Source organism: Gilvimarinus sp. 1_MG-2023, assembly GCF_030548285.1.
This window is the reverse complement of sequence record NZ_JAUOSC010000002.1, coordinates 274,642-288,813: the sequence shown is the minus strand read 5'-3', so window position 1 is coordinate 288,813 and position 14,172 is coordinate 274,642. Positions and strand designations below refer to the sequence as shown.

Genomic DNA, 14,172 nt, shown 5'->3' with positions numbered 1-14,172 from the left:
GGCTTAGTGGCGCTCAGCCTTACTGCGCTTTGGTAATCCAACTGTCTAAGCGATTGGCAAAGCGCTGTTTATCCGTTTGCGATAGAGCGGCCGCTCCACCGGTGTCGACGCCGCTGGAGCGCAAAGTTTCCATAAAGTCTCTCATGTTTAGACGCGCTCGAATATTCTCTCGCGTATAGAGCTCACCGCGTGGGTTTAGCGCCACGGCACCTTTGTCTATAACCTCGGCAGCCAGTGGAATATCGCCGGTAATAACGAGATCGTTGGTGGCAACACGCTGGCTAATAAAATGGTCTGCCACATCAAACCCTTGTTCTACCTGAATGAATTTTAAGAAAGGAGAGTTGGGGATGCTCAGTGTATGATTAGCCACGAGCGTAACTGAGATGTGGGCGCGCGTCGCGGCGCGAAACAGCATCTGTTTCATCGCTACCGGGCAGGCGTCGGCATCAACCCAAATAGTGGGTGCATGTTGTGGGTTCGTCACGGATCGACCTTGCCTCGCATTTGCTTAACCCGTCCGCGCTGGGTTTTCTGGTCCATACGCTTGCGTTGCGAATTCTTGCTGGGTTTTGTTGGGCGCCGGATTTTTTGCCGCACACCCGCCTGCACGATGAGAGTTTTTAAGCGTTCAAGCGCATCTTCGCGGTTTTTTTCTTGGGTGCGAAATTGCTGCGCCTTAATGACCACGACACCGTCTTTAGTGATGCGCTGATCGTTCATCTTCAGCAGTTTATCTTTGTAAAAGGCAGGCAGAGTTGAATGCTGTATATCAAAGCGCAGGTGAGCCGCGCTCGCGACTTTATTAACATTCTGGCCACCGGCTCCTTGCGAGCGCACATAGGATAAGTCAATTTCCCAGTCGGCTAGAATTATCGAGTTTGAAATGCGTAACATTTAATAATTGTCATTACTGAGCAGTGCGTGTGCTTGCCAGTCTACAATAAAACGTGCTTAAACCACAGCAACCCCTTTTGGGGTTGCTGCTTTTGAGGCGGGGCTGTGTGTTGTGTTGGCGAGTTATTCGGTCGGGGGTGCCTGAGTGTGGGCCGGTTTATGTTTTAAAGCTTCCTCGGTTTTGGCAATTAATCGGTGTCCGGTAGCACGCAACTTTTCAAACACCAGTAGACAGCCGCCCAGTGCAATCAAAGAGATAATAACCCCGAGCCAGCCAAGCGCGCCAAACTCGGCAAAACAGGTCCAGATAAACTGACCGACGCACAGCGCGGCGACCACCAACAAAATGGGTTTGCGCCCCACACGCTCGACGATAAAAACCCCCAGCGGTGCGCCCAGTGCCACCACTGGGGCCGCCGCTAGCCAGTTTTCATACACCCCGGGTTGCCAGCTGTGGGTGATACTCTTAATGATTACGCCATACACCGATCCTGCCGCCATAATGACCACCGAGGTCGGAATTGCGATTTTGAGGTCAGCGCGGCACAGCAGTACCAGTGCTGCGTAGAGCACCATATCGATACCGACCCCGGTTACTGAGACGGCCAAGAGGCTGGAACAAAAACCCAGTGTCAAGCCCACTTTTAAATCCCAACGCTCGTCAAACTCCGTCATCCCGATATTGGATGAGATCTCATTAATACGGTACAGGTGAAGGATGCCAAAGCTACCCCAAAGCACGGCGAATATAATCTTAATCCACAGGTCAGGCACTAGTGGCGCGAAAAATAAAATACCGGGAGGCAGACCGAGTAAACCACCGATTAAGGCGCCCTTGAGCATAGCCCAGGCCAGTGGTTGTCGGCGAGCCAAAATAAAAATAGACGCACTCACCATACCGATGGACTGCACCGCAAAGCTAAAGTCTCGCCCTAAGGTGGCGGGCATTTCAAATAATAAGACCAGAACGGGAAAGCCCACTGTTCCGCCCCCCATGGGGGTGGAGCCTGCTGCATAGCTGCCCACCGCCATAGCCAGTGCCATCGGCCAGTGGCTAATGGCCTGTTGTATTGCCCCCTCTGTTTGCAACAGTAGCACCCATATTAGATAAAAAAGCGCCAGCCATAAGAACCAAACCCATAAGTGTTGTTTTTTTGCAGGGGTAATAGACATAAACCAATCATTCTTTGTTTTGTTATAGAAGTGGCACATTTTTAAGGGTTTACGTCGGAGGTACAAGCATTTGCTCATTGTTTATGGCTATCGTATATTGTTTCAACTTACAAGAAGAGTGGACTATGACGCTAACAGAATTGAAATATGTGGCGGCGCTGGCCGACGAGCTGCACTTTGGCCGCGCCGCCGCCGCGTGTCATGTCAGCCAGCCGACCTTGAGTATTGCCGTTAAAAAATTGGAGCAATCCCTCGGCGTGTCTCTATTTGAGCGCACACGGCGTGGCGTGGGGTTGACGCCGCTCGGCCAGCAGGTTGCCGAGCGCGCGCGCGAGTTGTTGGCGCAGGCAGCGGGTATTAATGATTTAGTTCAAAGCGCGCGCGAGGCCCCCCACGGGCCGCTGGCAATCGGTGCACTGCCTAGTGTTGGCCCCTATGTGTTACCGCAGTGCATTCCTCTATTGCAAAAAACGGCGCCAGCTATGCCGCTGTCAGTGTATGAAGGGCCGTCTTCGGAGTTGGCGCGACGCCTACGCAGCGGCGAGCTGGACGCCGTAATCACAGTGGCGCCTTTTACCATGGCCGATATTGTCTGCCAGCCGCTGTTTGACGAGCCCTTATTGGCCCTGTTACCAGCTCATCATCCGCTGGCTAAAAAGGCCTGTATTGATACGCCAGATCTAGATCCCACACAAATGCTACTGATGGCCGAGGGCGATGAGTTGCGCGAATCGTTACTGGCTATTTTCCCACACCTGCAAACCTCCGTGGCCGGAGAGCATGTGCGAGCTCGGGTGCAAGGGAGTACACTGGAGAGCTTGCGCCATATGGTGGCTTCGGGCCTGGGTATTAGCGTGTTGCCGCAAATGGCTGCGCAAAATAGCTTTTATTCACCCTCGTTGGTTGCCAGTCGACCATTGGCCGACCCCACGGCGATGCGTAGCTTGGTGTTGGCGTGGCGGGTGAGCTTTCCCAGACACGGGGCGATTGAGCTGTTAAAGCAAGCCTTAACCGCTTGTAATGGATCAGGTTGGGCGGGGGAGCCAGCAACTCGCTCGATGGGTTTGTTGGTGGATAATAACGATTGGTAAATAAGTTTATGCAAAATAAACCCATTCAGAAAATAGTAATTGTCGGTGGTGGCACCGCGGGCTGGATGGCAGCAGCAATGTTGTCCGCTCAGTTTGATTCTACCCAATGCAGTATTGAGCTGGTTGAATCGCAAGCGCTGGGAACCATTGGCATTGGCGAGTCCACGCTACCGCCTTTTGTGGGAATGTTGCGTCGCTTGGGGATCGATGAGGCCGAGTTTGTACGCGAAACTCAGGCAACCTATAAGCTGGGCATTAAGTTCTCTCACTGGCAGCAGCGCCACACACAATATTTTCATCCATTTGGCCGGTTGGGGCGGCCGGTGGGCAGTTACGATTTTTATCAGTGCCTATTGCGTGCGCGCGCTGCTGGTGAACCCCTGGGACTGCAAGATTTCTCACCTTGCAGTGTGATGGCAGAGCAGGGGCGTTTTTTCTTTCCCGAGCAGGCACGGCACACGCCAATTGGTGGGGCTAACTATGCCTTACACGTTGATGCGGTCCGTGTGGCTCGCTATTTGCGCCGCTATGCCGAGGCGCGCGGAGTTAAACGTACACAGGGTTTGGTAGAACAAGTGCATCGTCACGACTCGGGTTTTATCAGTCGTGTTCAACTGCAATCCGGTCAGAGCATTGCGGGTGATTTCTTTCTCGATTGCAGCGGCTTTAATGCCTTAATAATTGGTAAGACCTTGGGCAGCGAATTTATTGACTGGCGTCGTTACCTGCCTTGCGATCGTGCGATTGCGGTCAAAACGGCGGCCACGGAAACCATCGCACCTTATACTTTGGCTGCTGCAGAAAAAGTTGGTTGGCGCTGGAAAATTCCGCTGCGCGATAGCACCGGCAATGGTTTGGTGTATGCCAGTGAGTTTAGCTCAGAGCGTGAAGCTCGGGGGCAATTACTAAAGTCGCTGGCCTCTGAGCCTGTGAATGACTTTAAAACCATTCCCTTTGTCAGTGGTCATCGGCGTGAAATGTGGAAGCACAATTGTCTTGCGCTTGGGTTGGCGTCGGGCTTTTTAGAGCCACTCGAGGCAACATCAATTCATTTAATTACCCGCGGTGTAGAGTTATTTCTGCGCTATTTCCCTAATGCCGATTGCCATCGCGCGTTGGTGCGTGAGTACAACCGAAAAATCAGTGCCGATTATGAAGAGGTGCGCGACTTCCTTATGTTGCACTACTGTGCAACAGATCGGCAAGACACGCCATTTTGGCGTTACTGCCGACAATTACCGATGCCTGATTCATTGGCCGAGCGATTAGAATTGTTTCGTGCATCGGGTAATGTGGGGCAAACCCGCGATGAATTATTTCGGCCTAGTAGTTGGCAGTCGGTCTTTGAAGGTATGGGAGTTCGCCCCCAAAATCACAGCGCGCGGGTGAATCAGCTTAATTTACAAGAGTTAAAGCAAGCGCTATCGCTGGACAAGCATGCAATTCGCGCGATGGTGGCTACCTTGCCCAAGCATGAGCAAAGCCTAGGTTAATCAACAGCGGAGCTGAGCCGGGGATGGTGACGTAATGAGTCGGCTAAGAAGAGGGGGTATTATTTTTTAGAGTAGGCCACTGTGCGCGCATCGCACGCGCACAGTGGCTGTTAGCGTATTAAGTATTTTTTAAAGGCTTGTACTTAACGCGCTTAGGCTGCGCGTCTTGCCCTTTACGCTTGACGAAGTCTTCGTGGTAATCGGTGTAGTTACCTTCAAAGAACACCACCTCGGACTCGCCTTCATAGGCAATAATATGCGTGGCGATACGGTCGAGGAACCAGCGATCGTGCGAGATCACCATGACACAGCCGGGGAAGGCGAGAATAGCATCTTCCAGTGCGCGCAGGGTTTCAACGTCCAGGTCGTTGGAGGGTTCATCCAGCAACAGAACGTTGGCACCTTGCTTGAGTGTGTTGGCCAGGTGTAAGCGGCCGCGCTCACCACCGGATAGCTCGCCCACGCGTTTTTGCTGGTCGGAGCCTTTAAAGTTAAAACGGCCCACGTAGGAGCGAGAGCTAACTTCGTAAGTGCCGATGCGCAGAATATCCTGCCCGTCAGAAATTGCCTCCCACACGGTTTGTTTGTCGTCGAGGTTTTCGCGGCTCTGCTCGACATAGGCAACTTGTACCGTATCACCTAAGGTGACGGTGCCACTGTCGGGCTGCTCGGTGCCGGCAATCATACGGAACAGGGTCGATTTACCCGCGCCGTTGCCACCGACAATACCGACCACAGCACCCTTAGGAATGCTCATGGTGACGTCGTCAATCAATAAGCGGTCGCCATAACCTTTGCTGACGTGCTCCAGTTCTATGACTTTATCGCCTAGGCGCTCGCCCGGTGGAATATAAATTTCATTGGTTTCGTTGCGGGTTTGGAATTCCTGGCTTTGCAGTTCATCAAAACGGGCCAGACGTGCCTTGCTTTTAGCCTGGCGCCCCTTCGGGTTTTGACGTACCCATTCCAATTCGGCTTTTAACGCTTTTTGACGGGCCGCTTCGCCGCGCTCTTCTTGCGCTAAGCGGGCTTCTTTTTGCTCCAGCCAAGTGGAATAGTTGCCTTCATAGGGAATACCATGGCCGCGATCCAGCTCTAAAATCCAGCCCGCTGCGTTATCGAGGAAGTAGCGGTCGTGGGTGATGGCGACCACAGTACCGGTAAAGCTTTGCAGGAATTGCTCTAGCCAGTGCACGCTTTCGGCATCCAGGTGGTTGGTTGGCTCGTCCAGCAGCAGCATGTCGGGGCGCGATAACAGCAACCGGCAAAGTGCAACGCGGCGGCGTTCACCACCGGACAGCTTAGTGACATCGGCATCCCAGGGCGGCAGACGCAGTGCATCGGCGGCTATTTCCAACGTGTTATCTAAGTTGTGTGCATCCCAGGCCTGGATAATATCTTCACAGCGCGCCTGTTTTTTTGCCAATTCATCAAAGTCGGCATCGGGCTCGGCGTAATCGGCGTAAATTTGTTCCAGCGCGGCCAGGGCGTCTACCGCTTCGCGAACACCGTCTTCAACATTGCCGCGAACATCTTTTTCCGGGTCCAGTGCGGGTTCCTGTGGTAAATAGCCAATTTTGATATCGGGCATGGGGCGGGCTTCACCGTTATATTCGGTGTCGACGCCCGCCATGATACGCAGCAGGGTGGATTTACCGGAGCCGTTCAAACCCAATACGCCGATTTTGGCGCCGGGGAAAAAGGACAGGGAGATGTCTTTTAAGATTTCGCGCTTGGGCGGTACTACCTTGCCGACGCGATTCATGGTGTATACGTACTGTGCCATTTGTCTGTGCCTCGTGCCTGCCGCAGGGAGCTGTGAATTGCGGTCGATTAGCGATAAAACGCGCAAGTTACCGAAAGGCGAAGGGCTTTTCAATCTTTTGTCGATTTAAGGCTCTAAAAGAGGGAAAAGGAGCAAAGCAGCGTTAAAAATGCCCCAAGTTAGATCATGCTGCAGGAAACATACAGCCGAACGAAACCTCGCCACAAACCTGTAACAATCGCTCGTTAGGCTCTGGCCGACCCGTTCATTCGATAACAGGAGCTAACAATGAAAAAGAGTTTTCCGTACATACTAGCCGCATGCTCGGCTTTGGCTTTAGTCGGTTGTGGCAGCGATAGCGACGATGACGATAATGGCAACCCCGATCCCGGCACGCCGGTGGTCGAAACCCCTTCGTCTATAGCGCTAAGCCTGGTGGGGCGCTACAGCACTGGTCAGTTCGACGAGTCGGCCGCCGAAATTCCCGCTTACGATGCCGCGAGCCAACGCCTGTTTGTTGTCAATGCCGAAAAAGGCATGATCGATGTGCTGGATATGTCTGACCCAGCCGCCCCCGTCTTTATTGATACACTCGATGGTGGCAGTGTCGTTACCGATGGCGAGGTAAACTCCGTCGCCGTGCACGACGGGCTGGTGGCACTTGCCATCGAGGCCGATACCAAAACCGATAATGGCGCTATAGCCTTGTTTAACGCGGCAGACTTGAGCCTTATTTCGAGCGTTGCTGTCGGCGCCCAACCCGATATGGTGACTTTTACCCCCGACGGTAACTATGTATTGGCGGCCAATGAAGGTGAGCCGAGCGATGACTATCAGGTCGATCCTGAAGGCTCTATTGCTGTTATCGATGTAAGTGACAACGCCAACCCCGTTGTTGCTACCGCCGACTTTAACGCATTCAATGGTGACAAGGCGTCTCTTGTTGCCGATGGTGTTCGCATCTTCGGCCCCGGTGCCAGTGTTGCGCAAGATCTGGAACCTGAATACATTGCCGTATCTTCTGACAGCGCTACGGCTTGGGCTGTATTGCAAGAAAATAACGCTATTGCCCGCATCGACATCGCCTCGGCAACCGTTGAGTCAATCGCATCGCTCGGTTACAAAGATCATGGGGTAGAGGCGAATAACTTTAGTTCAGGCAACTTAATGGATGTCAGTGACGAAGGTACCGTAGAGGTGAAGGCTTGGCCGGGTGTACGCGGCTTATACCTACCCGATGCGATGGCCTCGTATGAAGTTGAAGGCACAACTTACTTGGTGACCGCCAATGAAGGTGATGCCCGTGCCTGGGGTGAAGACGATGATGATTACTGGGCCGGCGATGCCAGCAAAGGTTTTGTCGAAGAGTTTCGCGTTAAACACCTAGTGCACAGCGATGGTTTTGATCGCCGCGCCGACGACGACTTACCGCCGCAGCTGCGCGAGCTGGCTGCCGGTGGCTTACTCAATCACGACACCTTCGCATACTGCGGCGCAGAGGCAGGTGATGCCGGTGATTGCCGCGATGATGAGGTGTTGGGTCGATTGGGTATTACCTGGACCATGGGCTATCGTCAAAATGCCGACGGCACGCCAGTTATGTTCGACGCTGACGGTAACGAAGATGCTGCGGGTGACCGCATGATGTACGACAATCTGTACAGCTACGGTGCGCGTTCTTTCTCTATCTGGGATGAAGACGGCGGTCTGATTTGGGATTCTGGCGATATGATGGAGCAATATCTCGCTGGTGATGATTGTATGCTGGGTTCGGCGCGCGATATTCCCTGTAAAGATTTCTTCAACAGTGCCCACGACGAAGGCGACCAGCTCGATAGTCGTTCCGATGCCAAGGGTCCAGAGCCAGAAGGCGTTGCACTCGGCACTATCGGTGACAAAACACTTGCCTTTATCGGGTTGGAGCGTATGGGCGGTATTATGGTGTTCGATATCACCGACCCAGAAGTGCCCGCGTTTATGGATTACTTTAACACCCGCGATGACTGGATGACCGAAGACGCTGAAAGCGTACTCGATACCATTGGTGATTTGGGTCCCGAAGGTCTGGTGTTTATTTCTGCCGAAGACTCACCAACCGACGAGGCTTTGCTGGTTGTTGGTTTTGAGGTTAGTGGTACTACCGTGGTGTATCAAATCGATCAAATGTTTGAATAATATTTGGTACAGCGAGATAAAAAAGGCGCCTATATTTAGGCGCCTTTTTTTTGTTGCCAATTTGTAGGGGGTGGTTCATTTCGGCTTATAATGGCCGAAACAATCAATAAAAGGGCGTAAAATAATGAAGAAAAATGGATGGTTAATGGCCGCAGGTGTATTGACGGCCGGAGCCGCATTAATGCATATCGCGATTATCTTTGGGGGCGCGCAATGGTATCGTTTTTTTGGCGCAGGTGAAAAAATGGCTCAAATGGCGGAGCAAGGTTTGGCTTACCCTGCACAACTCACAGGGGTGATTGCGTTGGTATTGTTTAGTTGGGCGCTGTATGGGTTCTCGGGGGCTGGAGCCATACCAAGGTTGCCCTTTATGCGCGCCGCCTTGGGGTTGATTAGCTTTGTATTTCTGCTGCGTGGGTTGTTTGGTGTTTATGCTGTATTGTTTTTCAATACGCCGTTTATTCAAGGCTTAGGGCACAGCCAGATGTTTTTACTGGTTTCCTCCGCGATATGCCTGCTGTACGGGTTGTGCTATGCCATAGGTACTTGGCAGGTGTGGACGCGACTGTCACCGCCAAAATAGTATTAGCAATTTAGCTCGAAGGTGGCTGCTCTTCTTCGTGGTTTTTTATCTTGGCGCCGGCTTTAATGGCGGCGCTCTCTATCAAAGCCCCCACCTTTAACGGTTTGCGTACGCAGCGAATGCAAGGATGAATGTCGTCTTCTTCGTTTAACACCAGTAAAACCCAGCCCAGCGAGAATACATGCCAGGGCACATCGTTAATGATGTAAATGTTAGTGATATCTTTTAATGCTAATGCCGTTGGTTCAGCACCCAGCAGGCCACCGGCCACTACCATCTCTTCATCTGTTAATGTATAGCGCGTCGTGTAGGCGTCCATCATAAAACCCACCATAATGGCGAACCCCGCAGCACTTAACAGAGGGTGAATGGGAAATAGGGCCAGAGTACACAGGGCAATAAAAAAATAGGGGTATAAATACACCAATACCGAGCAGCGTCCTTGCCAAATAATATGGTTCATATGAATGCGGTTTCCTTTGTTATTTACTGCTTATCTGGTAATACGTTATGGCATTAAACGCGCGATTATCAATGATTTATTAAGTTGGGGTTAAATGTTTCGATCGGCAACTCATCACCAGTATGCAAGTGTACCTGCCAAGCGCCTGCTCCCAGTGCTAGTTCTTGGTATAGCCGGGTCTCAATACCGGTGACGCCGCCCTCGAGTTTTTCTCGTGGATGCATAACCACAATAGGACTGGTAAGCATTGGTTTGAACTGAGTGTGGCTACGCAGTGCGTGGCTCAAAACCTGCTCCGCCTCAATAAAGTGGGCCACCAATAATCGCGGGTGTGAGAATGGATTCAAAACCCGAAGGCTGGTGCTGGCGCGAAGGTCGTAAGCGGCGTTGCCTATAGCGACGATCTTAGGTTTTTTGGCGTGTATGTTGAGGGCGATAAATGGTTTCTCGTCAAATGCTTCGCAGGCGCCAAATGGTTGAACTCTCAGCCGGTTCTCCCACATTTGGACGTAAAAAGTCCGAACAAAAATATTTCTTATTGATTTAATCATAATTTTTTCTGCTATGTAAAACTCAGAAGGTCTTGACGATATCGTTAAGATAAGGCAGACCGGTGCTAGGCCTCAATGATTGAGCGCTGTTTAGTATAGTGCCCGGCTCGGTTTTTAACCTTATCTATGATGGGGCGATACCAGTAGCATAGTTTATATGAATATTTGCCGAGCTACAGCTTCTGCAAGTGTTGAGGCTAACGGCTAAGCGGATTTTAAAGGTAATGTTTTGATGTGACTTTCGAGTATTATCTTAACATCGTCAATAGTATCTTGGCTTAGCTGCTTTTGTTGTAAATTCAGACGTCGCAATAAAGGTGTTCGGCCAGTCAGTAAAAATATCACCTGACCTATTAGTAGGTGTGTTTGCAAAATTGCTTTGCGGTTGTCATTGGGTAATTGGCAAAAACGTGCAATAAGTTGACTTAAAAACGAATGAGCCGAATGAAAAGCGTTTTGGTAGAGTTCATCAAAAGCCTCCGATGGAGATATTTGCTCACGTTGCACAAACATAAGCCACTGTTCCGCTTCTTTGTCTGCTGCAAATAGATCCACGAGACGATGGAGAAAGTGGGTGATTTCTTTTTGAATTTGGTCGGGGCTTAGGGCGTCAGGCGATGGCATGTGGTCGAGTTTTAACTTCTCCGTCAGCCGGGTATTAATTTCCCGAGCGATCGCGATATACAGCCCTTGTTTGTTACCGAAGTAGTAGGCAATGGAGCCTATGTTGGCGCCGGCTTTATCGGCAATCATACGTGTAGTGGTGCCTTTAAAACCCAGATCGCCAAACAAGTGCATGCCGGCGATAAGCAGTTTTTGTGCGGTCAGTTCACGTTCAGGCATGAACATCTCCCCGTGCCGGTTTGTGTTTAATAGTGTCGACAGGAATGTTAAATGCGTAGCTGTATAGCACCGGTACAACCAATAGGGACATTACCGTGCCAACGGCGAGCCCAAACGCCATGGCGCTTGCCATGCCGTAAAACAATGGGTCGTGGCTGAGTATCAGTGGCAAAAAGCCTAATACTGTGGTGACGGTAGACATAATAATCGGGCGCAGCCTGCGCACAGATGCCCGGACAATAGCTTCGGCCGCCTTAAGGTTGGCGTCTTGCCGGTCAATATCGATGCGGTCGATTAATACAATGGCGTTGTTAATAATAATACCCGCTAAGCTGTACAGACCCAGCAACACCATAAAGCCAAAATCGGCCCGCATAATTAATAAACCGGTAGCAACACCGACAATCACTAGAGGAATAGTTAACACAATAAGCATGGGGCGTTTAAAGGAGTTGAATTGGGCCACCAGTAAAATAAAAATCAAACCAATACACATAGGTAAATTTTTCTGTAGGGCGGACTGCCCTTCCGCCGACATTTTGACCACACCGTCGTATTCTATCCAGTGGCCGCTTGGTAGTGAGGCCTCCAGTGTTTTAAAGTCGTTTGCCACAATAGGCTGTAGTTGTTCGGCGGTAAACTCCGAGCTGCGCGCTTGTACCGTGATGGTTCGAACCAAGTCTTCCCGGTCAATGCGACCGTAGCCACTGGTGAGTTTAATTTCCGCCACTTGGTTGAGGGGAACACCGCGACCATTGGATTCCAGCGGGTAAACGGTCAGTGAGCGCAAGCGCTCCAGGTTGTTGCGCTCTTCTTTGTCGTTGCGCAGCACAATAGGTATTAGCTTGTCGCCTTCGCGGTAGCGTGACAGCTGATAGCCGTCGATGGCTCCCTGCAGCGAATGGGCAATGTCTTCGGAGGTAACCCCAGCGGCTCGCGCCTGAGCCTGATTTACATCCACATCAATAGCTGATACCCGTGCTTCCCAGCTGTGCTTAATGTCTTCTGCACCTGCTTGACGGGCCAAAATGGCTTTGGCTTGGCTGGCGGCATTGAATAACACTTCGCGATCAGGCCCTTTGATTTGTACTTCCAGTAAATTGCTATCGGAAGGGCCTAAAAACATTTTGACGACTTGTGCGCGTACTTCCGGGTGGCGCTCACGCATGTAGGTTTTGATTCGGTCAATGATCGTGTCAACCTGATCGCGCTGGCTGACGTTAATAACTAAAAACCCTTTGTTAACCGCCGGGTCAATTGGGGTAAGTGAGAGAACAAAGCGAGGCCCGCCAAAGCCTGCGTAGCCTGCTACGCTATCAACGCCGTCGGAAAGTTCTGGGGTGTTAAGAATATCGGCGCTGAGAAATTGAATAGATTCGTCAGCTAGGGTGGGCGATATATTAACGGGGAAGTCGAGGTAAACTAAGACTTGATTGCGGTCCGAATCCGGGAAAAACTTTTTGGGGACCAGCTGCATTAAGCCTACACCCACTATTAATAAAATGGCCATGCCACATAAAAAAATGATGCGATGGGCGAGTATGTGTCGAATTAAACGGTCGTAGCGGCTGCTCATTACCTGGAATAATTGATCAGATAGAGTGGCTTTAGCTTCATCGCGTGTTTGGGGCTTGGGGGGGATGGTTAAAAAACGGTGGCACAACACGGGTGTGACGGTCAGAGATAAAAACCACGAGGTGCTCAGTGTTATGGCGATGACGATAGAAATAGAGCGCGTGTACTCGCCGGCTACATGGTTGGCCAGCATGAGCGGTAAAAAGACGAGGATGGTGGTCAGCGTGGAAGACAGCAGCGGTAAGGCGAGTTCTGCACCGGTAGTGCGTAGCGCTTCATCGCGCGAGTCGCCGCTCTCCAGCCGGGTTTTAAAATCCTCCGCCACAACAATGGCGTTGTCCACCAAAAGCCCCAGAGAAATCACCAGCGTTGCGAGGCTCATACGCTGCAGTGACATGTCCATAAAACCCATAATCGCTAAGGTGACCAGCATAACCGCTGGGATTAACGAGCCGACAATTAAGCCTGTGCGCATACCTAAAAATAAAATAACAACGGCGAGCACGATGGCCAAGGTTTGCAGTACGCTGGAGGTTACCCCGTACACAGCATTTGCGACCTGCTCGGCTTGAAAGGTCATGGTCTGTAACTGGTAGCCCGCCGGAAGTTCACTCTGCAGCCGGGTAATAACGTCTTTAACCTGGTGGCCGTAATCCAATACGCTGCGGCCATCGAGCATAGAGATTGCCAATACAATCGCGCGTTTGCCATTAAAGTACGCCGTTTGGCTGGCGGGTTCTTGGTAGCCACGCTCAATTGTGCCTAAGTCGCCTAAGCGCATGGAACCGTCGTTATTGGGTAATTGAATCTCGGCGTTGGCGAGATCTTCCAGGTTGTTGTATGAGCCGCTCACCTGAACGGCAAAGCGTTGCTCGCCCGCTTCTATTTGTGCCGCCGGCGGTAGAATATTGCGCTGTTGTAATTGGGAGGTGAGCTGCCCGGGTGACAATCCTAGCTCTGCCAAGCGAGCCTCCGGTAAATCGATATATATTTTTTCTTCTTGTACCCCGAGTAATTCAACGCGCTTTGTGCCGTCGAGTAGGTAGAGCTCGGCGCGAATATGTTCTGCCATCTCCAGCTGCTCGGCATGGCTATACACATCGGACATTAGCGCAGCGGTGACCACCGCGACATCGCCAAAGTCGTCATTTAATACGGTTTTTTGCGTTCCGCTTGGTAGCCTGGAATAGGCGTTGAGTATTTTTTGCCGAACCTCGTCCCAAATTTGGTCGAGATCGAAAAACTCATCGCGCACCTCAATATGAATCAGTGAGCGGCCGCGCATTGAGGTGGAGCTAATGGATTCCACTTCTCCTACTTCGCGAATACTGGCTTCTAGCGGTTTGGTGATTTTTTCTTCGACTTGCTCGGCCGACAGTCCGGGGTAAGACGTGCTTGCCAGTGCTTCGCGTATGACAATTTTGGGGTCTTCACGGGCAGGCAATGCAAAATAATTGCTAATACCGTAAAGTACTGACAGTGCTAGGCAGAGTAGCAATACCGGACGATAACGATAGGCCAGTTGCGAAATATTCATATAGAGTAAACTTCAACGTAAGTGCC

Annotated in this window: 12 protein-coding genes; 4 read left to right on the top strand and 8 right to left on the bottom strand. The window is 51.4% G+C overall.

The genetic code is table 11. The features are described 5' to 3' along the window. Nucleotides 1-19 precede the first annotated feature (19 nt). The 3 genes from Q4563_RS04110 to Q4563_RS04100 form a co-directional block, all read right to left on the bottom strand. The gene (locus Q4563_RS04110; protein ID WP_303603691.1) at nucleotides 20-487 is read right to left on the bottom strand and encodes a YaiI/YqxD family protein; all 468 of its coding nucleotides are present in this window, start codon (nucleotides 485-487) and stop codon (nucleotides 20-22) included. Then, nucleotides 484-897: an alternative ribosome rescue aminoacyl-tRNA hydrolase ArfB gene (gene arfB, locus Q4563_RS04105; protein ID WP_215976877.1), complete on the bottom strand. Its 414-nt coding sequence runs from the start codon at nucleotides 895-897 to the stop codon at nucleotides 484-486. Before arfB ends, Q4563_RS04110 begins: the two co-directional genes overlap by 4 nt. A 123-nt stretch (nucleotides 898-1,020) precedes the next feature. After that, nucleotides 1,021-2,070: a sulfite exporter TauE/SafE family protein gene (locus Q4563_RS04100; protein WP_303603690.1), complete on the bottom strand. Its 1,050-nt coding sequence runs from the start codon at nucleotides 2,068-2,070 to the stop codon at nucleotides 1,021-1,023. 125 nt (nucleotides 2,071-2,195) lie between these two features. On the opposite strand from Q4563_RS04100, the gene Q4563_RS04095 reads away from it, so the two are divergent. Together Q4563_RS04095 and Q4563_RS04090 are read left to right on the top strand one after the other, a co-directional pair. Further along, nucleotides 2,196-3,161: a hydrogen peroxide-inducible genes activator gene (locus Q4563_RS04095; RefSeq protein WP_303603689.1), complete on the top strand. Its 966-nt coding sequence runs from the start codon at nucleotides 2,196-2,198 to the stop codon at nucleotides 3,159-3,161. Nucleotides 3,162-3,169: 8 nt separating this feature from the next. Continuing rightward, nucleotides 3,170-4,654 carry a tryptophan halogenase family protein gene (locus tag Q4563_RS04090; protein ID WP_215976880.1) on the top strand — a complete coding sequence of 495 codons (1,485 nt, stop codon included), beginning with the start codon at nucleotides 3,170-3,172 and terminating at the stop codon, nucleotides 4,652-4,654. Between the two features lie 118 nt (nucleotides 4,655-4,772). On the opposite strand, the gene ettA is transcribed toward Q4563_RS04090, so the two are convergent. After that, nucleotides 4,773-6,440, bottom strand: a complete 1,668-nt coding sequence (gene ettA / locus Q4563_RS04085; RefSeq protein ID WP_303603688.1) for an energy-dependent translational throttle protein EttA — start codon at nucleotides 6,438-6,440, stop codon at nucleotides 4,773-4,775. A gap of 267 nt (nucleotides 6,441-6,707) precedes the next feature. On the opposite strand from ettA, the gene Q4563_RS04080 reads away from it, so the two are divergent. Together Q4563_RS04080 and Q4563_RS04075 are read left to right on the top strand one after the other, a co-directional pair. After that, nucleotides 6,708-8,594, top strand: a complete 1,887-nt coding sequence (locus Q4563_RS04080; RefSeq protein ID WP_303603687.1) for a choice-of-anchor I family protein — start codon at nucleotides 6,708-6,710, stop codon at nucleotides 8,592-8,594. A 124-nt stretch (nucleotides 8,595-8,718) separates the two neighbouring features. Further along, complete coding sequence (locus tag Q4563_RS04075; protein WP_303603686.1) at nucleotides 8,719-9,177, top strand: hypothetical protein; 459 nt, start codon at nucleotides 8,719-8,721, stop codon at nucleotides 9,175-9,177. Between the two features lie 10 nt (nucleotides 9,178-9,187). On the opposite strand, the gene Q4563_RS04070 is transcribed toward Q4563_RS04075, so the two are convergent. From Q4563_RS04070 to Q4563_RS04055, 4 genes are all read right to left on the bottom strand, one after another. After that, nucleotides 9,188-9,640, bottom strand: coding sequence for a hypothetical protein (locus tag Q4563_RS04070; protein WP_303603685.1), 453 nt, complete (start codon nucleotides 9,638-9,640; stop codon nucleotides 9,188-9,190). 68 nt (nucleotides 9,641-9,708) lie between these two features. After that, nucleotides 9,709-10,191, bottom strand: a complete 483-nt coding sequence (locus tag Q4563_RS04065; protein ID WP_215976885.1) for a rod shape-determining protein — start codon at nucleotides 10,189-10,191, stop codon at nucleotides 9,709-9,711. A 204-nt stretch (nucleotides 10,192-10,395) separates the two neighbouring features. Next, entirely contained in the window at nucleotides 10,396-11,034 is a 639-nt protein-coding gene (locus Q4563_RS04060) for a CerR family C-terminal domain-containing protein (RefSeq protein ID WP_303603684.1), read from the bottom strand. Next, nucleotides 11,027-14,146, bottom strand: a complete 3,120-nt coding sequence (locus tag Q4563_RS04055) for an efflux RND transporter permease subunit (protein ID WP_303603683.1) — start codon at nucleotides 14,144-14,146, stop codon at nucleotides 11,027-11,029. The genes Q4563_RS04060 and Q4563_RS04055 overlap by 8 nt, the downstream gene beginning before the upstream one ends. Nucleotides 14,147-14,172: the final 26 nt, after the last annotated feature.